Here is a 21,929-nt window from a genome sequence, read left to right as displayed (position 1 = left end):
GCGAGTGAACGGCACGCGCGGAACGGTCAGCGGCCGCAGACCCGATCGAGGATGGTGCTCCACCGGCGTTCGGCCGTGCCGCCCTGCCAGGCCACGTGCTGATCGGGGCGGACGAGCACCAGGTCGCAGCCCCACGCGGCCCGCACGGCGGGGATGTCGCACGGGACGCACGTCAGCGGCATACGGCGGCGCTCGGCCTCTGCGACCAGTGAGTCGCCGGCCGCCGAGTCGGTGAGCCCGACCAGGGTGAATCCCGGCCCCAGCCGGTCGAACAGGCGGTCGCCACCGGGCAGGCGGATCGAGGGCAGCCGCCCGCCGGGCCACGGACGGTCGTCCACCCGGTCCCAGGACCACGCCGGCGCGGTCCCGTCCGCCGGCCAGACCACCGGGGAGCCGGAGTAGCGGTGGCCGAAGTGGACACCGAGGTTGTCGAGCTGGACCATCTCCCGCTCCAGGAAGCCGGCGAGCTGCTCGTCGGAGGTGCCGGCGGCCGAGAGCCGGATGAACCTGTTCCAGGTCTCCACGAGCTTGCCGCACATCTCCCGGTTGAACAGCGCGACGGGACGGCGTTCGGCCTCGTAGGAGTCCAGAAGCCCCGGGCCCGCCCAGCCGGCCGCCACCGCCGCGACCTTCCACCCCAGATCGGCCGCGTCGGCGAATCCCGTGTTGGCCCCGTGCCCGCCCAAGGGGGAGAACTGGTGCGCGGCGTCCCCGGCGAGAAAGACCGGACCCGCACGGTAGGCGTCGGCTACGGCGAGCGTGACCCGCCAGTGGCTCACGTCCAGCAGTTCCTCGACCGCGAACGGGGCGCCGAACCTCGCTCGGGCCTCCGCGACCGGATCGTCGAGCTCCTCGCCGTCACCGACCGGGAAGCTCATGCTCCAGAGGCGATCGCCGTCGCGCGAGACCAGGTTCACACCGGTCGCCGTGACGGTCACGAACGGCGGGCACTCCCTGCGCAGCAGCGGGTCGTCGCTGACGAAGTACAGCGAGCAGCGCCGCGTGCCGGGTCCGTCGTCCTGGACGCCGATGCCGGCGGCTTGCCGCACGCCGCTGTCCGCTCCGTCGCATCCCACGAGCCAGCGGGCTCTGAAGCGCTGCCGGCCGCCGTCGCGCCCGACCGCGCTCACCTCGACCCCTTCCTGGAGCAGGGTGTAGCCGGTGAACCGGCATCCCTCCCACAGGTCGATGAGCGGATTCTCGCGCGCGGCGTCGCGGACCACCTCTTCCAGCAGGGAACCGCGCACCCGCTGGTAGGCGTGGGCGGGGGTGGCGCCGTCACCGTGCGCGGCGTACCTGCGGACGGTGTCGGCCACCGATGGCTGCCGCCATGCGGCCACCGGGGGCCGGGCGGCGTCCCGAAGGAACACGTGGTCGGCCGGCTGGTCCGCGGCCACCCCGCGTGCGCGGATCTCCGAAGTGACCCCGAGCCGGTCCAGCAGCTCCATGCTGCGGCCGTTGACGTAGTCCATCTTGGGAAAGCGGGGCGGTCGCGTCGAGCGTTCCAGCACGACGCTGGGGGTCTTCTGCCGGGCGAGTTCCAGGGCCAGTACCGCGCCCACCGGTCCCGCTCCGACGATCAGGACCGGGACGTCGGGGCCCGGAGCGCCGTCCGAAGGAACTCGCCGTCCTGCGACTTGCGGCGCCATCGTTCTCCTTCGCACGCTTTACCACTGATCACTGCGGCGGCACAACAATGCAATGAACCGCTCCCAGTAAATGATGCGTGATCACCCGGACATACTCAATAAAGCGCGAGTCAAAACGCGCGCCGGACTTTGACCATGGAAAATGCGGGGACGCCATCGGACGCACCCTTGCCCGACACCGGACAAACACCCGAACATTCCCGGTAGTCGTGTCGTTCGCCGACACTTCGGGCTATTTACGCACCTTTCCGAGAAAAGGCGTGGAGGCGCGGGCGCGGCCGGGCTCCTACGGCACGGCGTTCCAGCGAGGTTCCGGCCCGGGGTTCCGACCTGGTCGGCCAGTCGAACGGACGCGGCACCGGCAGGTTACGCGTTCTCGGGGGCGAGGCCGCTGCGGCGGGCCAGGACTCTGGTTCCCGGGCCGGAGGCGGCGCCGGGGCCGGGGAGCGCGGTCACATTGGCGTCGGACACCGGTTTCCCGCATTCCGAGCAGCAGACCCGCGGCGTGAATTCCGTACCGCATTCCTGGTGAACGAGGCGCACGGGCGGGCCGCCCTCCGGTGTCGACCATTTGTCGCCCCAGGCCATCAACGCCATGAGGACCGGTACGAGTTCGCGGCCGGCCTGGGTGAGGTGGTACTCGTGCCGCAGGGGGCGCTCCTGGTACGCCCGGCGCTCCACGATGCCGTCGGCGACCAGCGCCTCCAGGCGGCGGGTCAGCAGGTTGCGGGAGATGCCGAGGTTCTCCGCGAGGTCGTCGAACCGGCGCAGGCCGAGGTGGAGGTCCCGCACGATCAGCGGCGTCCACCACTCTCCGACGCGTTCCAGGGACTGCCCGATCGAGCAGTGCATCTCCGCGAAGCTGGTCCGTTGCATGGCTCCAGTGTAGAGGGTTGATTCATTGAACTCACTGTGGGTACGGTGGGCCCACCCAGAGAGTTCAATGAGAGGACTGACTGATGCCGTTCGTGGAGCTGTTCGTTCCCAAGGGCTCGCTCGACCAGGACCGCCGGGAGAGGATCGGGGGGCGGCTGGTGTCGGAGGTGATGGTCGCCGAGGGCGCCCCGGACACCGAGGCGGCCAGGGCCATCTCGTGGCTGGTGGTGAACGAGATCGACGCCTGGTTCGTGGGCGGCCGCCAGCTGCCCGCCGGGGAGAAGCCGAGGTACGTGGTGCGCGTCGGGGTCCCGGCCGGTTCGATGAACGACGACAAGCGCCGCGACATCGTGCGGCGCGTCACGCGGGTGCTCGCGGACGCCGACGAGGACCCGGAGCGCTTCGCCCACGCCGCCGCCGCGTGGGTGCACATCAACGAGATCCCCGAGGGCAACTGGGGCGCACGCGGCGAGATCGTGCGGATCGAGGACATCGCCGCCTTCGTGACCAGCGGCTAGAGCACGGACGCGCCTCCGCTCCCGATGGGAGCGGAGGCGGGTGCGGCGACGCCCGCAGGCCCGGGTCCGCGGGACGGCCTTGCCCGCCGCATCCGGCGGTCCGCGGGTCCGCGAGAACGCCGGTCGGGCTCAGGCCGCCGCAGCGTTGCGGCGCAGGGTGAACCAGAACGTGGGGAACGGGTTCGTGCCGGGCGTGGTGTCGACCAGGTCCCAACCGGCGAACCTGGCGCGCAACTCCTCGGCGGTGACGCCCGAGACCGGGTCGTCGAACGCCTCGGGCCCGTACCCGAACATCAGCAACCGCGCGCCAGGAGCGGCGCGGCGGGTGAGCCCGGAGGCGTAGCCGTCGCGGCGGTGCGGCGGTATCCCGCAGTAGCAGCTCAAGTCGAAGAACAGGTCGTACGGTCCGGGTACGTCCAGCTCGTCGAGACGGGTGGCGTCCCCGCACAGCACCCGCGCCGCCGCTCCGACCTTCTCCCGGGCCTGCCGGACGGCGCGCTCGACCAGGTCGACCGCCACGACCTCCCAGCCGCGCCGAGCCAGGTACGCGGCGTTGGTTCCGGTGCCGCAGCCGAGTTCGAGAGCGCGGCCGGGCGGCGGCGCGCCGCGTCCCTCCACCAGGGCGACCAGCTCGGGCGGCGTCACGCCGGTGTCCCAGGGCGGCCTGCCGGCGCGGTAGTAGTCCTCCAGCTCGCGGCGGACGGCCTCCTCTTGGTCGCGTTCCGCGCGGGCCCGCTCCGCGTCCGGTAGCCGCACGGCGTCGGCCTGGTCCATCGCTTCCTCCAGAAACTAGAGTTGAACTCTAGTGACGGACTCTAGACATAGACTCGGGGCATGGACAAGGCCAAGCGACCGGACAGGCGGGCCGAGCGCTCGCGGCGCACCCGCGAGAAGATCGTCGAGGCGGCGCGGGAGCTGTTCGTCGCGCAGGGGTACGGGGCGACGAGCATGCAGGACGTCGCCGACCGGGCCGGAGTGGCGGTGCAGACGCTCTACTTCGTCTTCCGCAACAAGCGCACGCTGTTCAAGGACGTCGTCGACACGTCCATCGCCGGCGACGCCGAGCCGGTCGCCACCATGGACCGCGCGTGGTTCCGCGCCGCGTGCGCCGCGCCCACCGCCGCCGAGCAGGTGCGCTCGCACGTTCGCGGCACCCGCGGCATCCTGGAGCGGGTCGCGCCGATCATGCCGCTGATCGCGGCCGCCGCGGCCACCGACCCGGAGATCGCCGCCCAGTGGCCCGACGGCCCCGATCCGCGTCACACCGTGCAGCGCGCCGCGGCCGAAGCGCTGGCCGCCAAGCCCGACGCGCGCCCCGGCGTCTCCGTCGCGATGGCCGCGGACCTGCTGTACGGCCTGCTCAGCCCCGAGCTGTACCTGGTCTTCGTCAGCGACCGCGGCTGGTCGCCGGACGCATGGGAGCGGTGGGCCCGCGCCACCCTGACCGCCCAACTCTGCACCGCGTCCGAGCCGGGCCGGTAGTCAGGCCGTCCGGTCGGCCGGGCTGTCGCTGAGGGCGCGGGCGCGGAGGGTGTCGGCGAGCGTGCTCTCCCCCGCTTCGGCGGCCAGGCAGAGGGACGAGACGCGCGCGAGGGGCCCGGCGAGTGCGGCGCCGGCGGAACGGGCCCAGCGGCCCTGGCAGGACGGCAACGAGTCGGCCCACGCGTTCAGGCTCCCCGGGAGGTCGGGGGGCGGCGCGGCGGCCTGGAGTTCTGCGTCCTGGTCGATGGACGCGGCGAGCATCAGCGACCGCGCGAAGACCTCGGTGAGCTGGACCCGCTGCCGGGACGAGCGCAAGGCGTCCGGGAGGAGGAGCAGCGTCGAGGACAACGCCTCGTCCAGCGCCCGGCCCTGGACGACGTGGCCGTGCTCGGCGCACGGCTGGACGAGCGCGGCGGCCGTCCGGTGCGAGGCGAGCGCGGCGGCGAGCCTGCGGGCCAGGTCGTCCGCCTCGTCCCGGAGGTCGTCCAGGCGGGTGGTGGCGGCGGTGATGCGCTCGTCCTGGCCGTCCAGGGTCCGGTCCAGGTCGCCGCCGTCGGCCAGTAGGCCCGTGATGGTGTCCTCAAGCGCCTTGCGGGCTTCGCGTTCGACGCGCAGCGCTGCCGCCATGGAGAAATCGACCTGCCGGAACGCGTCCTCGGCTTTGCGCACCGTCTCGCGCGCTTTGGCGACAGCCGGGGCGGTCGCGTCGGCGGGCGGGAAGTCGGCAGGGTCCGGAGCGGGCGCTGGTTGCGGAGCCGACACGTTCGGCTGGGCAGGGGTTTCCGCGGCGGTCGGTGGCGGGGCCAGGAAGTCGGCGGTGATCCGCGCTTCGTGGCGTACGCGCAGCAGGTCGGCCTCCAGGCCGGCGTCGAGTTCGGCGATCTGCCGCAGGACCGGCGTCAGCCCCAAGGCGCGTGCGACGTCGCTGTATCCAGCGAGTGAGGCGGCGCGCCGGGTCGCGCGTGTTCGGGCCACCGTGAGGGCGCGGTCCACGACGCGGACGAGGACCAGTGCCCGGCGGTGGTCGGCGCCCACCTCGTAGGTGAAGACCTCCGCGAGGTACACGCGGGTCTCGACGGCGTCGCGGAGCAAGGTCAGCAGGACGTGCGCCTTGGCGGTGAGCAGCGCGGCCGGGACGGACGCGCCGGTCAGCTCCGCGACCAGGCGGGACCGCAGATCCGCGCCGGGGGGACGCTCGGGCTCTCGGGTCACATCCGCATTATCCGGACTTGACGGCGTCCGGTCAGCCCGCGACGGGCTTCGCGGGCGGACGGGGCCGCCCGCCCGCGAGCGGTCAGATGATGCCCTGGGCGAGGACGGCGTCGGCGACGCGTTCGAGGCCCGCGATGTTGGCGCCCGCGACGTAGTCGCCGGGGACGCCGTAGCGGTCGGCGGTCTCGTAGACGTTGTCGTGGATCGCCCGCATGATGTGGGACAGCTCCTCCTCGACGCGGTCGAACGGCCACGACTCGCGGGCCGCGTTCTGCCGCATCTCCAGGCCGCTCGTCGCGACGCCCCCCGCGTTGGCGGCCTTGCCGGGGCCGAACGCGACGCCCGCCTCGCGGAAGGCGTGCACGGCCTCCAGCGTCGCGGGCATGTTCGCGCCCTCGGAGACGGCGGTCACGCCGTTGCGGATCAGGGTCGCGGCGGCCGTGCCGTCCAGCTCGTTCTGGGTGGCGGACGGCAGGGCGATGTCGGCGGGGACGTCCCACACGCTGCCGCCCTCGATGTAGCGGGCCGAGGACCCGCGCCGCTCGGCGTAGTCGCTGACGCGGCCCCGCTCGATCTCCTTGACCTCCTTGAGCAGGTCGAGGTCGATGCCCTTGTCGTCCACCACGTAGCCGCCGGAGTCGGAGACGGTGAGGACCTCGGCGCCGAGCTGTTGGGCCTTCTCGATCGTGTAGATCGCGACGTTGCCGGAGCCGGAGACGACGACCTGGCGGCCGTCGAGGTCCTGGCCGCGGCACTTGAGCATCTCGGCGACGAACAGCACGTTGCCGTAGCCGGTCGCCTCGGTGCGCCCGGCCGAGCCGCCCCAGGACAGGCCCTTGCCGGTGATGACGCCCGACTCCCAGCGGTTGGTGAGCCGCCGGTACTGGCCGAACAGGAACCCGATCTCCCGGCCGCCGACGCCGATGTCGCCCGCCGGGACGTCGGTGTGCTCGCCGAGGTGGCGGTGCAGCTCGGTCATGAACGACTGGCAGAACCGCATCACCTCGGCGTCGGAGCGGCCGTGCGGGTCGAAGTCGCTGCCGCCCTTGCCGCCGCCGATGCTGAGCCCGGTCAGGGCGTTCTTGAAGATCTGCTCGAAGCCGAGGAACTTGACGATGCCGAGGTTCACCGACGGGTGGAAGCGCAGGCCGCCCTTGTACGGGCCGAGGACGCCGCTGAACTCGACCCGGAACCCGCGGTTGACGTGGACGCGGCCGCCGTCGTCGGTCCAGGGGACGCGGAAGATGATCTGCCGTTCGGGCTCGACGAGCCGCTGGAGGACGGACGCCTCGACCAGTTCGGGCCGGGCGGCGACCACCGGGGCGAGGGTCTCCAGCACCTCGCGGACGGCCTGGTGGAACACCGCCTCGCCCGGGTCGCGCCGGAGGATGTCGTCGTACAGGCCGTCCAGGACGGTCCGGGCGGCTGCGGCTACATGACCGTCGAAGGTCAGGGACATGCGCGTTCCTCTCGTTGGCGGCTCCTGCGCGCCGGAGGCTCCCGCGCCCCCGGCCGGCTCCAGGTCGCCCCGCGGGCGACGACCGGCGCCAACTTTATCTCCCGGTGGAAAAGTCCCCTCATGGTGATCAGCCGGGGGACGCGGCGGGGCCCGCGCCGTACGGCGTTGACCGGGTTCGGGACGGGCGATGGCGATCCCTTGGCCCTGGGGAGGGTTACGGTGGCGGAGTGCTGAGAACGTCCGACGCGCCGTCGCGGGGCTCCGCGTGAGGGTCGCGATCTTCGTCACCTGCGTGAACGACACCCTGTACCCCGGGACCGGGAAGGCCGTGGTGCGCCTGCTGCGGCGGCTCGGGCACGACGTCGGCTTCCCGGCGGCGCAGACGTGCTGCGGGCAGATGCACTTCAACACCGGCTACCGCGCGCAGGCGGTGCCCCTGGTGAAGGGCTTCGCCGACGCGTTCGCGCCGTACGACGCGGTGGTGACGCCGTCGGCGTCGTGCGCGGCGATGGTCCGCGAATGGCATCCGCGCCTCGTCCCCGCGGCGTCGGGCACGGCGTCCCGGGTGTACGAGCTGTCGGAGTTCCTGGTGGACGTCCTCGGCGTGACGGACGTGGGCGCATCCTACCCGCACCGCGTGACGTACCACCCGACGTGCCACTCGCTGCGGCTGCTGCGCGTGGGCGACCGGCCGCTGCGGCTGCTGCGCGAGGTGCGCGGCATCGACCTGGTCGAGCTGCCCGGCGCGGACGAGTGCTGCGGCTTCGGCGGCACGTTCGCCCTGAAGAACCCGGCGGTGTCGTCCGCGATGGGCGCCGACAAGGCCGCGCAGGTGCGGGCGACGGGCGCCGGCACGCTGTGCGCCGCCGACAACTCGTGCCTGATGCACATCGGCGGGACGCTGTCGCGCGCGGGCGCGTCCGTGCGGCCGGTGCACCTCGCGGAGATCCTCGCCGCGACGGAGGGGGCTCCCGCATGAGCGACGGCGCGATGCCCACCTACGTCGGGATGCCCTCGTTCCCGGACGCCGCGCGGGAGGCCGTCGGCGACCGGCGGCTGCGCGCCAACCTCGGCCGCGCGACGGCCACGATCCGCGCCAAGCGCGCGGGCGCGGTCGCCGAGCTGGACGACTGGGCGGCGCTGCGCGAGTCGGGCAAGCAGATCAAGGACCACGTCCTGGCGAACCTCGGCCACTACCTGCGGCTGCTCGAACGGCGCGTCACCGAGGCCGGCGGGACGGTGCACTGGGCGCGCGACGCCGCCGAGGCCAACGCGGTCGTGACCCGGCTGGTGCGGGCGACCGGGGAGCGCGAGGTCGTCAAGGTCAAGTCGATGGCCACGCAGGAGACCGGCCTGAACGAGGCGCTCGCGGACGCCGGGATCGCCGCGTACGAGACCGACCTCGCGGAGCTGATCGTCCAGCTCGGCGACGGCGACCGCCCGTCGCACATCCTGGTGCCCGCGATCCACCGCAACCGGTCGGAGATCCGCGACGTCTTCCGGCGCGCGATGCCGGACGCGCCGGAGGGCCTCACCGACGCGCCGGCGGAGCTGGCCGAGGCGTCCCGGCGGCACCTGCGCGCGAAGTTCCTGTCGGCCAAGGTCGCGGTGTCCGGCGTCAACTTCGCCGTCGCCGACACCGGCACGCTCGTCGTGCTGGAGTCGGAGGGCAACGGCCGCATGTGCCTCACGCTCCCCGAGACGCTGATCTCGGTGATGGGCGTGGAGAAGGTGATCCCGACGTGGCGCGATCTGGAGGTGTTCCTCCAGCTGCTGCCCCGCTCGTCCACCGCCGAGCGGATGAACCCGTACACCTCGTCCTGGACGGGCGTCACGCCGGGCGACGGCCCCCGCGACTTCCATCTCGTCCTGCTCGACAACGGCCGTACCGACACGCTCGCGGACGAGGTGGGAAGGCAGGCGCTGCGCTGCATCCGCTGCTCGGCGTGCCTCAACGTGTGCCCCGTCTACGCGCGCGCGGGCGGCCACGCGTACGGGTCGCCGTACCCGGGGCCGATCGGCGCGATCCTGTCGCCGCAGATCCGCGGGATCGGCTCGGACGTCGACGCGTCCCTCCCGTACGCCTCGTCGCTGTGCGGCGCGTGCTTCGACGTCTGCCCCGTCGCGATCGACATCCCCGAGGTGCTGGTCCACTTGCGCGCCCGCGCGGTGGAGAGCGGCCCGCGCCATCCGCTCGAACGGGCCGCGATGGGCGCCGCGGGCTGGGCGCTCCGCTCCCCCGCCCGCCTCGCGCTCGCGCAGCGCGTCGCGTCCGCGAGCCGCAACGTCGTCGGGCGCGGGGGCCGCATCCGCCGCCTGCCGGGCCCGCTGAAGGCGTGGTCCGCCACCCGCGACGCGCCCGCGCCGCCGCCCGAGTCGTTCCGCGCCTGGTGGGCCCGGACGGACGGCGGCCGTACGGAGGAGGACTCGTGAACGCCCGCGACGCCGTGCTCGGCAGGATCGACCGGATCGTGCCGCCCCGTTCCGCCGCCGAGGTCGCGGCCGACCACGCCCGCATCGACCGCGCGTACGCGACGCGGCACCACGCCGAGGGGATCCTGGACCTGTTCGCCGAACGCGTCGCCGACTACCGCGCGACCGTGCGCCGCGTGGCGCCGGACGCCGTCGCGGCGAAGGTCGCCGAGGCGCTCGCGGCCCGTCCCGGCGCGCACGCCGTCCCGTCCGGCCTCGCTCCGGAGTGGCTCGCGGGCGTCGATCCGTCCCGTCTGGTCCGCGACCCGTCCGTCGCCGAGCTGGACCGGCTCGCGGGCGCGGTCACCGGCTGCGCCGCCGCCATCGCCGAGACCGGCACGATCGTCCTCGACCACGGTCCCGGGCAGGGGCGGCGGGCGCTGTCGCTCGTCCCCGACTACCTCCTGATCGTCGTGCGGGCCGATCAGGTCGCGGCCGACGTCCCCGAGGCGCTCGGCCGCCTCGACCCCGCGCGCCCTCTGACGTTCGTGTCGGGCCCGTCCGCCACCAGCGACATCGAACTGGACCGGGTGGAGGGCGTGCACGGCCCCCGCACCCTCGAAGTGCTCCTCGTGGACCCGGGAACGGGCTGAGGCGCGACGCGGCACCGCGCCGACGGGCCGGGCATATCCGCCACTCGTCGCGAACCGCCCCCGGCGCCGGGTTATCCTCGGCCGATGCGGTGGGTTCGGGGTCGTCGGCGGACGCTCGGCGTCACGCTGCTCGCCGGCGCGGCCGGCTACGCGCTCTCCTGGATGGTCGTGAGCCTGGCGATCCTGCTCATGAGCGAGTCGGCGCGCGCGTCCGAACGGATCGAGGGCCCGCCGCCCGTCTCCCTCCCCGGCGTCAAGAACTTCGCGTACGTGGACGGTCGCCTGTGGCGCGGCGCGGCGCCGACCGCCGAGGGCTACCGGGGCCTCGCGCGGCGCGGCGTCCGGACGGTCGTCGACCTGCGCGCCGAGGACCTGCCCGCCTCGTCGCTCGCGCTGCCCGGACGCGCGGGGCTGGCGGCCGTGCGGATCCCGATGCGCGACGGGCAGGCGCCGTCCGCCGAGCAGGTCCAACGGTTCATGGACGCCGTCCGGCGGGCGCGCGGCCCGGTGTTCGTGCACTGCGGCGCCGGGGTCGGGCGCACCGGGACGATGGCCGCCGCGTACCTGGTGCGCACCGGGCAGGCCGACGCCGCCACCGCCACCGCGCGCAGCCTCGCGATCGGCCCGCCGACGCTGGAGCAGGTGTCGTTCATGCGCGGCCTGGACGGGCGCCGCGCGGCGCGTCCCCCGGCGGCGGTCGTCGCGCTCAGCCGCATCGCCGACTCCCCGCGCCGCTCGTGGGCCCGCCTGCACTGGTGAACGGCCCGCCGCCCGCCAGGGCGCCCCCAGGACGCCGCACGCGCCCCAGGGGCACCGCGCGCGGGATCGTTCGGGATCGAATGTGCCGGAGAGTGACCCGAAAGCCAGGTGACGACTACGGAACGGTTCGGTTCTGACGGTTGACACGCGGGCCGAGACGGCGGTTGATAGCACTGCGGTCATGGCCGGGGCCGGGGATGGTCCCGGGCCGCCCGTGGACGCGACCGGGCCGGGGAGCCCGCGCGGGCACGGCGATGTCCGGGGCGTGTCACCCGGCCGCGCCGACGAACGATCGCTAAGGTAATCTCCGCAATTCTCAACAAACACAACTAGAGGCACAATCACGGCGTTTCGACCGCCTGTCGCTGTTGGGGTGTGGACATGGAGGGTCGTGCGACCCACGACGCGGATGACCGGCCCGGCAACGCTCCCCTGGTGGGCCGCCGGGAGGCTCTCGACGCGCTCGGCCACGCGCTGGACGCGACCGAGGGCGGCACGTTCGCGTTCCTCGCGCTCGTCGGCGAGCCGGGGGCGGGCAAGACCCGGCTGCTCGGCGAGCTGACCGACGCCGGCGCCGCGCGCAGCCTGCCCGTCCTGTCCGGCCGCGCCGCCGAGTTCGAGCAGGAGATGCCGTTCGGCGCCGTCGTGGACGCGCTCGACGACCACCTCGAAGACCACCGCACGGGCCTCAGCCCGCAGGCGCTCCGCCTCCTCGGCACCGTCTTCCCCGCCCTCGCCGACTTCGGCGAGAGCGGCCCCGCGACGGCGCCCGCCGGGAGCAACGGCTCCGCCGACCCGCGCGTCGCGCGCTACCAGCTCCACCGCACCGTCCGGCACCTGCTGGAGGAGCTGGCCGGGCCCGCCGGGCTCGTCCTCATCCTGGACGACCTGCACTGGGCCGACGAGGCGACCGTCGAACTGCTGGACCACCTCGTCCGGCACCCGCCGAAGGCCCGCGTCCTCGTCGCCGTCGGCTACCGCCCGGCGCAGGCGTCCCCGCGCCTCGCCGCGCTGGTCGACGCCGCCGGGCCGCACAGCGTGCACGTCGCGGTCGATCCGCTGACGATGAGCGAGGTCGAGGAGTTCCTCGGCCCGGACGTGAGCGCCTCGCGCTGCGAGGCCCTCTACAAGGCCAGCGGCGGCAACCCGTTCTACCTGGAGGCGCTCGCGCGGATGGACCGGGGCGGGGAGCCCGCCGTGGTCGCCGACGACGCCGAGGGCGTGAGCTGGGACATGGGCGTCGCCAAGCTCACCGAGGTCCCCTCCGCCGTGCGCACCGCCCTCCAGGTCGAGCTGAGCGCGCTGCCCCCCGAGGCGCTGACCCTGGCGCACGCCGCCGCCGTCGCGGCCGACGAGTTCGAGCCGGGCCTCGCGGCGGTCGCCGCCGAGATGGACGAGGCCGAGGCGCTCGCCGCCCTCGACGTCCTCACCGCCCGCGACGTCGTGCGGCCCGCCGCCGTCGGCCGGTTCCGGTTCCGGCACCCGCTCGTGCGGCACGTCGCGTACGCCTCCACCGCCGCCGGGTGGCGCCTCGCCGCGCACGACCGCGTCGCCGCGCACCTCGCGGGCCTCGGCGCCCCGGCCGCGATCCGCGCCCACCACGTCGTACGGTCCGCGCGGTTCGGCGACGCGTCCGCCGCCCGCACCCTCGTGGAGGCCGCCGGCGTCGTCGCCGCGCAGGCCCCGGCCACCGCCGCGTACTGGCTGGAGGCCGCGCTCGACCTGATGCCCGACGACCCCGCCCCCGACCAGAACGGCGCCGCGCCCGCGGACGGCTCCCCGACCCGGGTCGAGCTGATGCTGGAGCTCGCGCACGTCCAGGCCGTGTCCGGACGCGCCAGCGAGGGCCGCCTCACCGCCCGCAACCTGCTGAACCTGCTGCCCACCGACGACACGATCCGCCGCGCCCGCGCCGTCCAGCTCTGCGCCGTCATGGAACGCCAGCTCGGCCGCGTCCACGAGGCCCGCGCCCTGGTCCTCGACGAGCTGCGCGGCATCAGCGACCGCCAGGCCCCCGCCGCCGTCCTGCTCCGCATCCGCCTCGTCTTCGACCGCATCCAGCGGATCGACATCCGCGGTTCGCAGGCCGTCCTGGACACGATCCCCGAGAGCGCCCCGGGGTGGGGCCCCGGCCTGAAGGCGGCGATCGCGTCGATGCGGCCGATGACGGCGTACGGCGCGGGGAAGATCTCCGAGGCGATCGCCTACGCCGAGGCCGGCGACCGGCTGTTCTCCGCCGCGTCCGACAACGACTTCACCGACTGCCTGGACTGCATGGTCTGGCTCGGCTTCTGCGAGATCTTCCTCGGCCGGTACGAGGCGGCGCTGCGGCACCTAGAACGCTGCGTCTCCATCGCCCGCTCCACCGGGCAGACCTACATCCTCGGCTACTTCCTGGCCGGCTACTCCCGGGCCCTGCTGCTCCAGGGACGCCTCGCCGAGGCGGCGGCCGCCGCCGACGAGGCCGCCGCCGTCGGCCGCGAGCTGCGCTCCCGCGAGGTCGTCGCGTACGGGTGATGCAGCAGTGCCTGGCCGCGAGCTGGGCGGGCGACCACGAGTTCGCGCTGAAGCTGGGCGACGAGGCCGTCGCCAACGACACCGGGTCCGGCGAGTGGTGGACGGCCATGGCGTGCGTCGCGCGCGCGTGCGCGATGGTCAACGCCGGACGGCTGGAGGAGGGCTCGGCCGCGCTGATCGAGGCGTGCGGCGACGGCACCAAGGGCCTGGACATGAGCACCCTGACGATGTGCGCGGAGACGCTGGCCTGGGTGCGCGGCGTCCAGGGCGACGCGCAGGACGCCTCGTACTGGGCCGACATCGCGGGCGCGCTCGCCGTCGAGGAGGTCGTCGGCGACACCGGGCTCGCGCGGCTCGCGCGCGCGCACGCGCTTCGGGTCCACGAGCCCGCGCGCGCCGCCGTGCTCGCCGCCGAGGCGGCCGATATGCTCCGCGCCGCCGGGCGGCTGCCCGACGCGGGGCGCGCCGAGTTCACCGCCGGGCTCGCCAACGGCGCGGCCGGGCTGCGCGCGCCTGCGCGGGAGCGCCTGCGGGTCGCCGCCGAGATCTTCGAGTCGTGCGGGATGCACGGCCCCCACGCGCAGGCCGTACGGGAGCAGCGGCGCCTCGGGGTGCGCGTCCCCGCGCCCGGCGGGCGGGCCGCGTCCGGAGCGGGCGGACGCGGGAACGCGCCGTACGGGCTGTCTCCCCGCGAGCTGGAGATCGCCCAGCTCGTCGCGGAGGGCCGCAGCAACCAGCAGATCGCCGAGCAGCTCTTCCTCAGCGTGCGGACCGTGGAGACGCACCTGTCGCGGGTCTTCGCCAAGATCGGCGTGACCTCGCGGGTGGGGGTCGCGACCGCCATGAACCGGCACGACTGATCCGGACTCTCACTACTTGTACGTACGGGTCGCCGACCTGCACTCCACGTAAGTACGTGTTATCCACGATGCACCGTACATATGCGTGTTTGGCAAGGTTGTGGCCGTGACGAAGGCGGAGGGGCAGGCCATGGAGAAGCGGATCACGCGTTTCACGCTCGGGGGCGTGAACGACGCGGCTGTGACCGTGCACCCGTTCGCCACCGCGGACGGCCTGGGGCTGAACCTGACCAGGTTCCACCAGGCCGACTGCGACGACGTCGTCCTGCTGATCCACGGGCTGACGACGTCCAGCGACATGTACATCATGCCGGAACACACGAACCTGGTGTCCTTCCTGCACGCCGGCGGCTTCGGCGACGTGTGGACGCTCGACTTCCGGATGAGCGGCCGGTTCCCCTACGACACCGAGACCCACCGCCACACCCTCGACGACATCGCCGCCTACGACCACCCGGCCGCCCTCGCGGAGCTGCGCAGGCACATCGGCGACCGGCGCGTGCACGTGATCGCGCACTGCCTCGGCTCGGTGTCGTTCGCGATGAGCCTGTTCGCGGGCAAGGCGACCGGCGTCACCAGCCTGACGTGCAACAGCGTCGCGCTGACGGTCCGGCCGCCGGCGTGGTCGAAGGTGAAGCTCGCCTACGGGCCGGCGCTCATGGAGTACGTCCTCGGCCCGTCGTTCATCGATCCGCGCTACCGCGACAGCCCGCCGTTCACGCGGGGCTGGATGCTGTCCAAGGCGGTCTCGCCGTTCCACAGGGGCTGCGACGAGCCCGCCTGCCACATCCTCAGCTTCATGTGGGGCGGCGGCAAGCCGATCTTCAGCCACGACAAGATGTCGCCGGTCACGCACGCGCGGCTGCCGGACCTGTTCGGCGCGTGCGGCGTGCACTACTACCGGCACGTCTCCCGGATGGCGAAGGCCGGCCGGGCCGTGAAGTGGGACCGGGCCGGGCGCCATCCCGACCTCCCCCGCGACTACCTGTCGCGGGCGGCGGACGTGACGACCCCGATCCTGCTGCTGACCGGCGACCGCAACCACGTGTTCGGCGACTCCAACATCGTCTGCCACCGCACGCTGGACCGCGCCGCGCCCGGACTGCACGAGCTGGAGATCCTCCCCGGGTACGGGCACCAGGACGCGTTCATGGGAGCCGACGTGGCCTCCGATGTGTTCCCGCAGGTCCTCGACTTCCTGAAGCGCAAGGCAGGCTGACTATGGAACACGTTGACGCCGTCGTCATCGGCTCCGGATTCGGCGGCTCGGTCGCCGCGTACCGGCTGGCCGAGGCCGGCCGCTCGGTGGTGCTGATGGAGCGCGGGCAGCCGTACCCGCCGGGGAGCTTCCCCCGCTCGCCGAGCGAGATGGGCCGGGCGTTCTGGGACCCCGCGGCCGGGCTGTACGGGATGTTCGACGTGTGGCGCTTCAAGGGCTGCGACTCGGTGGTGTCGTCCGGGCTGGGCGGCGGGTCGCTGATCTACGCCAACGTGCTGCTGCGCAAGGACGAGCGCTGGTTCGTCCACGACCAGCCGCTGCCGGGCGGCGGGTACGAGTCGTGGCCGGTGTCGCGCGCCGACCTCGACCCGCACTACGACGCCGTCGAGGCGATGCTCGGCGCGACGCCCTACCCGCTGTCGCGCGCGCCGTTCGACGACACCCCGAAGACGCACGCGATGCAGGACGCTGCGGCCGAGCTCGGCCTGGAGTGCAGCCTGCCGCCGCTCGCGGTGAGCTTCGCGTCGCAGCCGGGCGCCGAGCCGGGGCTGAGCCTGCCGATCGTGGACGCCGGGTACGGCAACGTCCACGGCGTCGGGCGCCGGACGTGCAGGCTGTGCGGCGAGTGCGACATCGGCTGCAACGAGGGCTCCAAGAACAGCCTCGACCACACCTACCTGTCGGCCGCCGCGCACCACGGCGCGGACCTGCGGACGGGCCACGAGGTGAAGGCGATCCGGCCCCGGGCGGGCGGCGGCTACGAGGTCGACTACGTCCGCCACGACGTCACGGCTGAGGCGAAGAGGCCGCCGCTGCGGACGATCTCCTGCGACCGCCTGGTCCTCGGCGCCGGCACGTACGGCACGACGTTCCTGCTGCTCAGGTCGCGGGCGGCGTTCCCGGGCCTCAGCGACGCGCTCGGCACGCGCTTCTGCGGCAACGGCGACCTGCTGACGTTCCTGCTCAAGGCCAAGGACCGCAACCGGGTCCGGCCGCTGGACGCCAGCCGCGGCCCCGTCATCACCAGCGCGATCCGGCTGCCGGACGAGCTGGACGGGGTGCCCGGCGCGGGCCGCGGCGCCTACATCGAGGACGGCGGCTACCCGTCGTTCGTCGACTGGATGGTGCAGCCGTTCGACATGGGCGACCAGATCGAGCGCGCCGTGCGGGTCCTGTGGCAGCGGTTCACCGAGTTCTTCAGGGACGCGCCCGACACCAACCTCGGCGCGGAGCTGTCGGAGCTGATCGGCGACGGCGCGCTGTCGGTCAGCTCGCTGCCGCTGCTCGGGATGGGCCGCGACACCGCCGACGGCCGCCTGCTGCTCAAGGACCGGCGACTGGCCGCCGAGTGGACGACCAGGACCAGCGAGGAGCACTTCCAGCGGGTCCGCAAGACGATGCAGGGCATCGCGGACGTGCTGGGCGCGGACTACGCCGACAACCCGATGTGGTTCCGCAAGCGCGTCATCACGGTCCACCCGCTGGGCGGCGCACCGATGGGCGCCCACGCGGACGAGGGCGTCTGCGACGCCTTCGGTGAGGTGTTCGGGTTCCCGGGCCTCTACATCGCCGACGGGGCGGCGATGCCGGGCCCGGTGGGCCCGAACCCCTCGCTGACCATCGCCGCGTTCGCCGACCGGATGGCGGAGCGGATGCTGGAGACCACCGCCGCACAGCGTCGTGCGGCGGGCGGAACGGGGGCCGGGCCGGTCGCGGGGACCGGCTCGCCGCAGGGGAACGGCTCGGCGTACGCGCCGGATCCGGGGAGCCTCACCGCGATCGGGGGATCGCCTGAGGACGCCGGCCGTACGTCGCTGTCGTTCACCGAGGAGATGAAGGGCCACCTGACCCTGGGCGTGTCGGAGCCGCGCGCGGGCGAGACGGCCGGGGACCGCGAGCCGTTCTCGTTCCGCCTCACCATCACCGCGGACGACGCGGCGCGCTTCCTGACCGACCCCGAGCACACCGCGCGGGCCGAGGGGTGGATCGAGGCCGCCGGCTGCGGGGGCCGGCGTCCCGTCCAGCGGGGCTGGTTCAACCTGTTCGCGCCCGCGGGCGGTCAGGACCGCCGGGTGATGAAGTACCGCCTGCACTTCACCGACGGCGCGGGCCGTCCCCGCACCCTGTCCGGACAGAAGAACGTGCTGCACGGCCCGCCGACCCGGATCTGGCCCGACACCTCCACCCTCTACGTCCGCCTGTACGAGGGACACCTCACCGAGGACCAGGAACCGGGAGCCGCCGTCACGGGCGCCGGCGTCCTGCACATCCAGCTCACCGACTTCGCCCGCCAGCTCACCACCTTCCGCACGGTGGGCCCCGACGGCGCGGGCACCCTACTGGAGTTCGGCCGCTTCTTCGCCGGCGAACTCTGGGAGGTCTACGGCCCCGACCTCACCTGAGGGGGCCCACAAGAACGCGCGAGCCGAGAGAACTGCGGGGTGCTCTCGGCTCGCGCCCCTTTTTTCGCGGCGGGTCGTTACAGTTCGCCGGCGCGGCGGGCGGGGCAGCTCGGGGGGCAGTGCTCGGTGTGGGCGGGGAGCCAGCGGGCGAACGCCTTGAGCATGAGGGTCAGGCCCCATTTCAGGGCCGGGGCGGTGCCGGGGATCAGAGGCTGGAACGTGGCCTTCCAGGTGATAAGCGTGCCGTCGCCGCGCGGTTCGAGGGTGACGTCGGAGCGGTAGTGGCGGACGGGCAGCCCGGCCAGCGCGATGTAGCCGAAGTGCTTGTACGGCTCGTAGGCGACGGTCTGCTCTCTGGCGGGCCAGATCTTCTTGACCGTGCCGACGCCGTACCGGCCGTCGTCGCCCTTCCGGTGCCGGACGGCCTTGGTGGGGAAGCGGCCCCACGCGCCCCACGCCTCGGGGACGGCGAGGTGGGTGAACAGCGCCTCGGGCGTCGCGCCGGACGTCGCGGTGACCTCGATCTGGTGCGGCATGGCGTCTCCCCGTGGTGTCGACACCGCACGCTAACGGTGGCGCGGGCGCGGGGACAAGGCGTCGGGCGTTCAGGGCAGCCGGGAGCGGTAGACGGCGCGGGCCTCGCCGAGGAGCGCGAGGTGGTCGCCGAGCTGGGCGGGGGTGAGGCGGGCGCGCCGGCGGAGCATGTCCTCCAGGCCGTCGAGGTACTCCAGGCACCAGCGCACGTCGTCCTCGCGGGCGACGTGGCGGCCGTGCACGTGGACGTGGACCGGGCTGGTGTGGGCGTACGCGCCGGAGCGGTGCATCGAGCGGTCGCAGGGCGGGCCGGACGCGGTGGCGACGACGTAGGTCGGCTCGGTGACGGTGATCTCGGCGGTGAGCTCCGGCGGCGGCCCCTCGGCGGCGATCCCGTCCGCCGTGCGGATCTCCAGGCGGGTCACCTCGGGGCCGATCGTGCGGGCGGTGACGGTGACGCGCGTTCCGGGGGCGGCGTCGAGGGCGTCGCCGGGCGCGCGGCCTCCGACGTCCAGTTCGAGCCAAGGGCCGGTCGTCGCGAACGTGCGGCCCCGGCGGATCGCGTCGGCGAACGACGCCGCGGAGAGGGGGCCTTCGACGCGGGCGTAGACGCGTTCCCAGCCGGGCGGGCTCGACTGGTTGCCGCGGCGCTGGAAGGACAGCATCGAGTCGGTGCCGGCGGTCGCGGCGAGGACGGCGCCCGCGCCGAGCAGGCGGCGGTAGACGACCGCGGTGGCGTGGACGGCGGAGTGGTTGAGCACGTCCAGGCTGTCGACGAGGCCGAGCGCGGCGTCGGCGACGATCTCGCGGGCCGAGCAGTTGCGGCCGGACGCGAGCGCGCCGGAGGGCGGGTCGTCCTCGCCGAGGGGCAGGTGGAACGGGTGGCTGTAGCCCGTGACGGCGCCGAGGCCGCGCAGTTCTGCGCAGCCGGCGGCGTTCGGCGGCCAGTCGGCGGTGCCGAGGAAGCCGGTGTGGTAGCGGCCCGGGGGCGCCTGCACGCCGAACGCGTACAGGTGGCCGAGCAGGTCGTTGCGGTACTCGACGCCGAGGCGGGCGAGGTGCGTCGCGTCCGACCAGGGCAGGTCGGCGCCCGCCCAGTGTTCGAGGGCCTCGCGGTCGTAGACGCGTTCGGACGCGACGTTCCCGGCGACGAGGTTGAGGACGTGCAGGTCCTCGCCGTGCTGGACGGCGGCGGCCTGGGCGGGGTGCCGACGCTGTCGCCGGTCCAGTTCATGTGGACGTGCATGTCGCCGCCGTACCAGCCGCGGGCGGCGGCGTCGTAGAGGCGCGGCGGAGCCAGCTCCACGAGCGTGTCGCCGGACGGGGCGAGGGTGCGGGAGGCGGTGCCGTACTCCATGCCGCGGGTGACGCGGACGGTGAGCGGTTCGGCGGGGACGTCGAGGAGGAGGTCGTCGCCGTGGAAGTAGGGGGTGCGGTGCGCGTCGATGCGGTGCGGGGCGCCGTCGGGGTACCAGCCCTGCCCGTTCTCGCCGGTGACGCTCCAGCGGCAGGGGAACCCGGCGCGCAGCCGGAGCCGGGCGGGCGTGGCGGCGCGGGTCAGCGCGCCGAGGTCGACGGGGCGTCCGGCGGCGCGGAGGCGGCTGCGGGAGGTGACGGGCAGGAGGCGGGCGCCGCGCGGCGGGATCTCGTACCGGGTCCCGTCGAGGTCGAGGGTCACCGGCTCGTCGCGGGTCGAGTCGGCGAGCAGGGTGGTGTGGAACGGGCCGTCGCCGAGGACGGCCTGCGTCCGGGCTTCGAGGACGGCGCCCTCCGGGGTGAGGCGGAGCGCGGCGAGGTTGTCGAGGACCTGCCCGGCGAGCGCGTCGCGGATGACCTCGTGCAGGTCGAGCAGGGGGACGGCATTCTCGATCTCCTCGTCGGTCGCGCCCGGGTGCCGTTCGACCGCGTGCTGGAGGCAGGCGGCCCAGAACGCGTGCTCGTCCAGGACGTACGCGCTGGACTCGATCTGGCGCACGTACCCGATGGGGTCCTCGCCCCAGGCCGGGCCGTGCTCGCACAGCAGCCGGCGGTACTCCTCCAGGGCACGTTCGACCTCGGGCGGGTGGTCCTCGCACATGCCGGCGCCTCCCGGTGCTCGTGGGCGCCGCCAGCGTGGCACGGAACGGGCGCGGCGGGAACGGCGGAGGCCGTGCGGGCCGCCGTCCGGCATCGGCCGGGGAACGATCCGCATCCCGGGGTGCACGATCCTGTCCTGTGGCGCACGCGATCCGTTCCCCGAAAGCCGGATCGTCCGACGACGGTCAGGACTGCGCGCGGGCGCGGAACGCGGCGGTCTTGACGCGGTTCTGGCAGGCGGTCGAGCAGAACCGGCGGGTGCCGTTGCGCGAGGTGTCGACGTAGACGCGGTCGCAGTGGGGGCGGTGCACACGCCGAGCCGGTCGTGGAGTTCGCTGCCGAGGACGACGGCGAGACCCGTGGCGCAGGGCGCGGCCCACTCGGCGGCGAGGGTGCCGGCGGTGCCGTGGAAGTGGACGTGCCAGGGCTCGCCGTCGTGCCGTTCGAGCCGGGGGCGGGCGCTGGTCTCCTCCAGCAGGCGGTTGACCTGGCGGGCGGCGGCGTCGACGTCGCCGGCGGCGACGGCCTCGAAGACGGCGCGCAGGTCGCGGGCGACGGCGGCGAGCCCGTCGAGGTCGCGCTCGCGGATCTCGGGGCGGCGGGAGATGCCGCGCAGCGCGTCCTCGGCGGCGGCGGCGCGGGCGGGGGCGTCGGGCGGCGTGTACGGGCGGCCCCGGCGCTCGCCCTCCGTCAGCGCGTTGACGAGCGCGACCGCGGTGGCCACCACCCTGTCGGTGTGACTGTTGAAGTTCACTTGACCAGTTACGCCCTTCCGCTCTAGCGTGTAACCATCCAAAGGCTATACGACAGTTACAGGAGTGGCCATGACGGCGCCCGCCCCCGAGATCGCCCCCGACGTCGCCGCGCGCTGGATCGCGCGCTGGGACCGCCAGCAGCAGGGCTATCTGCCCGACCGCGAGGAGCGCTTCACCGCGCTGATCGACGCGGTGGAGGCCGCGACCGGGCGGCCCGACCCGCTCGTCCTCGACCTCGGCTGCGGGCCCGGCTCGCTGTCGGGCCGCCTGCTCGACCGGCTGCCCGGCGCCACCGTCGTCGCGATCGACACCGACCCGCTGCTGCTCTCGCTCGGCAAGGCGGTCCACGCCGGCCGCCGCGGCCTGCGCTGGGCCGACCTCGACCTGCGCGTCCCCGGCTGGGCGGCGCGGCTGCGGCTCGACCGGCAGGCCGACGCCGCCGTCAGCACGACCGCGCTGCACTGGATCACCGGGGACGAGCTGCGCGTCACCTACGGGGAGCTGGCGACCGTCCTGCGCCCCGGCGGCCTGTTCCTCAACGGCGAC

Annotated in this window: 19 protein-coding genes and 2 pseudogenes; 12 read left to right on the top strand and 9 right to left on the bottom strand. The window is 74.0% G+C overall.

What is annotated here, in order from left to right; genetic code table 11:
- Positions 1-26: 26 nt before the first annotated feature.
- Together GEV43_RS35210 and GEV43_RS35205 are read right to left on the bottom strand one after the other, a co-directional pair.
- The gene (locus GEV43_RS35210) at positions 27-1,649 is read right to left on the bottom strand and encodes an FAD-dependent monooxygenase (protein WP_160825108.1); all 1,623 of its coding nucleotides are present in this window, start codon (positions 1,647-1,649) and stop codon (positions 27-29) included.
- 366 nt (positions 1,650-2,015) lie between these two features.
- Positions 2,016-2,525, bottom strand: coding sequence for a helix-turn-helix domain-containing protein (locus tag GEV43_RS35205; RefSeq protein WP_164717256.1), 510 nt, complete (start codon positions 2,523-2,525; stop codon positions 2,016-2,018).
- An 83-nt stretch (positions 2,526-2,608) separates the two neighbouring features.
- On the opposite strand from GEV43_RS35205, the gene GEV43_RS35200 reads away from it, so the two are divergent.
- Positions 2,609-3,043 carry a tautomerase family protein gene (locus GEV43_RS35200; RefSeq protein ID WP_160825107.1) on the top strand — a complete coding sequence of 145 codons (435 nt, stop codon included), beginning with the start codon at positions 2,609-2,611 and terminating at the stop codon, positions 3,041-3,043.
- 129 nt (positions 3,044-3,172) lie between these two features.
- On the opposite strand, the gene GEV43_RS35195 is transcribed toward GEV43_RS35200, so the two are convergent.
- Positions 3,173-3,817, bottom strand: coding sequence for a methyltransferase domain-containing protein (locus GEV43_RS35195; protein WP_160825106.1), 645 nt, complete (start codon positions 3,815-3,817; stop codon positions 3,173-3,175).
- Between the two features lie 60 nt (positions 3,818-3,877).
- Between GEV43_RS35195 and GEV43_RS35190 the strand changes: the two genes are divergently transcribed.
- Positions 3,878-4,525 (top strand): TetR/AcrR family transcriptional regulator, encoded by a 648-nt coding sequence (locus GEV43_RS35190; RefSeq protein WP_160825105.1) that lies wholly within the window; start codon positions 3,878-3,880, stop codon positions 4,523-4,525.
- Here the strand turns inward: GEV43_RS35190 and GEV43_RS35185 are convergent, their stop codons facing one another.
- On the bottom strand, positions 4,526-5,737 hold the full coding sequence (locus GEV43_RS35185) for a hypothetical protein (RefSeq protein ID WP_160825104.1): 1,212 nt from the start codon (positions 5,735-5,737) through the stop codon (positions 4,526-4,528).
- A gap of 82 nt (positions 5,738-5,819) precedes the next feature.
- Positions 5,820-7,196 carry an NADP-specific glutamate dehydrogenase gene (gene gdhA, locus GEV43_RS35180; RefSeq protein WP_160825103.1) on the bottom strand — a complete coding sequence of 459 codons (1,377 nt, stop codon included), beginning with the start codon at positions 7,194-7,196 and terminating at the stop codon, positions 5,820-5,822.
- A 265-nt stretch (positions 7,197-7,461) separates the two neighbouring features.
- Between gdhA and GEV43_RS35175 the strand changes: the two genes are divergently transcribed.
- From GEV43_RS35175 to GEV43_RS35145, 8 genes are all read left to right on the top strand, one after another.
- Complete coding sequence (locus tag GEV43_RS35175) at positions 7,462-8,175, top strand: (Fe-S)-binding protein (protein ID WP_160825102.1); 714 nt, start codon at positions 7,462-7,464, stop codon at positions 8,173-8,175.
- The gene (locus GEV43_RS35170; RefSeq protein WP_175250970.1) at positions 8,172-9,629 is read left to right on the top strand and encodes a lactate utilization protein B; all 1,458 of its coding nucleotides are present in this window, start codon (positions 8,172-8,174) and stop codon (positions 9,627-9,629) included. The genes GEV43_RS35175 and GEV43_RS35170 overlap by 4 nt, the downstream gene beginning before the upstream one ends.
- The gene (locus GEV43_RS35165; protein ID WP_160825101.1) at positions 9,626-10,261 is read left to right on the top strand and encodes an LUD domain-containing protein; all 636 of its coding nucleotides are present in this window, start codon (positions 9,626-9,628) and stop codon (positions 10,259-10,261) included. Before GEV43_RS35170 ends, GEV43_RS35165 begins: the two co-directional genes overlap by 4 nt.
- An 84-nt stretch (positions 10,262-10,345) precedes the next feature.
- Positions 10,346-11,020: a dual specificity protein phosphatase family protein gene (locus GEV43_RS35160; protein WP_160825100.1), complete on the top strand. Its 675-nt coding sequence runs from the start codon at positions 10,346-10,348 to the stop codon at positions 11,018-11,020.
- A 381-nt stretch (positions 11,021-11,401) separates the two neighbouring features.
- Complete coding sequence (locus GEV43_RS35155; protein ID WP_241684152.1) at positions 11,402-13,537, top strand: AAA family ATPase; 2,136 nt, start codon at positions 11,402-11,404, stop codon at positions 13,535-13,537.
- Positions 13,537-14,397 (top strand): helix-turn-helix transcriptional regulator, encoded by an 861-nt coding sequence (locus tag GEV43_RS51975; RefSeq protein WP_241684151.1) that lies wholly within the window; start codon positions 13,537-13,539, stop codon positions 14,395-14,397. The genes GEV43_RS35155 and GEV43_RS51975 overlap by 1 nt, the downstream gene beginning before the upstream one ends.
- Before the next feature lie 106 nt (positions 14,398-14,503).
- A complete protein-coding gene (locus GEV43_RS35150; protein WP_309240101.1) occupies positions 14,504-15,616 on the top strand; it encodes an alpha/beta hydrolase in 1,113 nt (370 codons plus the stop codon).
- A 2-nt stretch (positions 15,617-15,618) separates the two neighbouring features.
- The gene (locus tag GEV43_RS35145; RefSeq protein WP_160825099.1) at positions 15,619-18,018 is read left to right on the top strand and encodes a GMC oxidoreductase; all 2,400 of its coding nucleotides are present in this window, start codon (positions 15,619-15,621) and stop codon (positions 18,016-18,018) included.
- 77 nt (positions 18,019-18,095) lie between these two features.
- Here GEV43_RS35145 and GEV43_RS35140 read toward each other — a convergent pair whose 3' ends face one another.
- Positions 18,096-18,554: an SRPBCC family protein gene (locus GEV43_RS35140; RefSeq protein WP_160825098.1), complete on the bottom strand. Its 459-nt coding sequence runs from the start codon at positions 18,552-18,554 to the stop codon at positions 18,096-18,098.
- Positions 18,555-18,623: 69 nt separating this feature from the next.
- The gene (locus tag GEV43_RS51970; protein WP_241684282.1) at positions 18,624-19,721 is read right to left on the bottom strand and encodes a CehA/McbA family metallohydrolase; all 1,098 of its coding nucleotides are present in this window, start codon (positions 19,719-19,721) and stop codon (positions 18,624-18,626) included.
- Between the two features lie 248 nt (positions 19,722-19,969).
- Between GEV43_RS51970 and GEV43_RS51965 the strand changes: the two genes are divergently transcribed.
- Positions 19,970-20,851, top strand: coding sequence for a hypothetical protein (locus GEV43_RS51965; RefSeq protein WP_241684453.1), 882 nt, complete (start codon positions 19,970-19,972; stop codon positions 20,849-20,851).
- Here the strand turns inward: GEV43_RS51965 and GEV43_RS51960 are convergent.
- Both GEV43_RS51960 and GEV43_RS51955 read right to left on the bottom strand, forming a co-directional pair.
- A complete protein-coding gene (locus tag GEV43_RS51960; protein WP_309240100.1) occupies positions 20,814-20,939 on the bottom strand; it encodes a CGNR zinc finger domain-containing protein in 126 nt (41 codons plus the stop codon). The two genes, GEV43_RS51965 and GEV43_RS51960, sit on opposite strands and share 38 nt — an antisense overlap.
- 92 nt (positions 20,940-21,031) lie before the next feature.
- Positions 21,032-21,352 (bottom strand): annotated as a pseudogene (locus GEV43_RS51955) (ABATE domain-containing protein); the annotation flags it as partial.
- Positions 21,353-21,452: 100 nt separating this feature from the next.
- Here GEV43_RS51955 and GEV43_RS51950 point away from each other — a divergent pair.
- Positions 21,453-21,860, top strand: a pseudogene (locus tag GEV43_RS51950) (methyltransferase); the annotation flags it as partial.
- Positions 21,861-21,929 lie beyond the last annotated feature (69 nt).

Source organism: Actinomadura sp. J1-007 (assembly GCF_009793335.1).
Taxonomy (GTDB): domain Bacteria; phylum Actinomycetota; class Actinomycetes; order Streptosporangiales; family Streptosporangiaceae; genus Spirillospora; species Spirillospora yumaensis.
Note: the sequence above shows the minus strand (reverse complement) of the source record. Positions and strands in the feature narration are given on the sequence as shown.

What these genes read in the sequence shown, in the direction of transcription:
- GEV43_RS35160 (WP_160825100.1), top strand. Translation starts at nt 10,346, where the DNA reads ATGCGGTGGGTTCGGGGTCGTCGGCGGACGCTCGGCGTCACGCTGCTC.
- GEV43_RS35145 (WP_160825099.1), top strand. Translation starts at nt 15,619, where the DNA reads ATGGAACACGTTGACGCCGTCGTCATCGGCTCCGGATTCGGCGGCTCG.
- gdhA (WP_160825103.1), bottom strand. Translation starts at nt 7,196, where the DNA reads ATGTCCCTGACCTTCGACGGTCATGTAGCCGCAGCCGCCCGGACCGTC.
- GEV43_RS35170 (WP_175250970.1), top strand. Translation starts at nt 8,172, where the DNA reads ATGAGCGACGGCGCGATGCCCACCTACGTCGGGATGCCCTCGTTCCCG.
- GEV43_RS35205 (WP_164717256.1), bottom strand. Translation starts at nt 2,525, where the DNA reads ATGCAACGGACCAGCTTCGCGGAGATGCACTGCTCGATCGGGCAGTCC.
- GEV43_RS35200 (WP_160825107.1), top strand. Translation starts at nt 2,609, where the DNA reads ATGCCGTTCGTGGAGCTGTTCGTTCCCAAGGGCTCGCTCGACCAGGAC.
- GEV43_RS35210 (WP_160825108.1), bottom strand. Translation starts at nt 1,649, where the DNA reads ATGGCGCCGCAAGTCGCAGGACGGCGAGTTCCTTCGGACGGCGCTCCG.
- GEV43_RS35155 (WP_241684152.1), top strand. Translation starts at nt 11,402, where the DNA reads ATGGAGGGTCGTGCGACCCACGACGCGGATGACCGGCCCGGCAACGCT.
- GEV43_RS51975 (WP_241684151.1), top strand. Translation starts at nt 13,537, where the DNA reads ATGCAGCAGTGCCTGGCCGCGAGCTGGGCGGGCGACCACGAGTTCGCG.
- GEV43_RS35195 (WP_160825106.1), bottom strand. Translation starts at nt 3,817, where the DNA reads ATGGACCAGGCCGACGCCGTGCGGCTACCGGACGCGGAGCGGGCCCGC.
- GEV43_RS35190 (WP_160825105.1), top strand. Translation starts at nt 3,878, where the DNA reads ATGGACAAGGCCAAGCGACCGGACAGGCGGGCCGAGCGCTCGCGGCGC.
- GEV43_RS35140 (WP_160825098.1), bottom strand. Translation starts at nt 18,554, where the DNA reads ATGCCGCACCAGATCGAGGTCACCGCGACGTCCGGCGCGACGCCCGAG.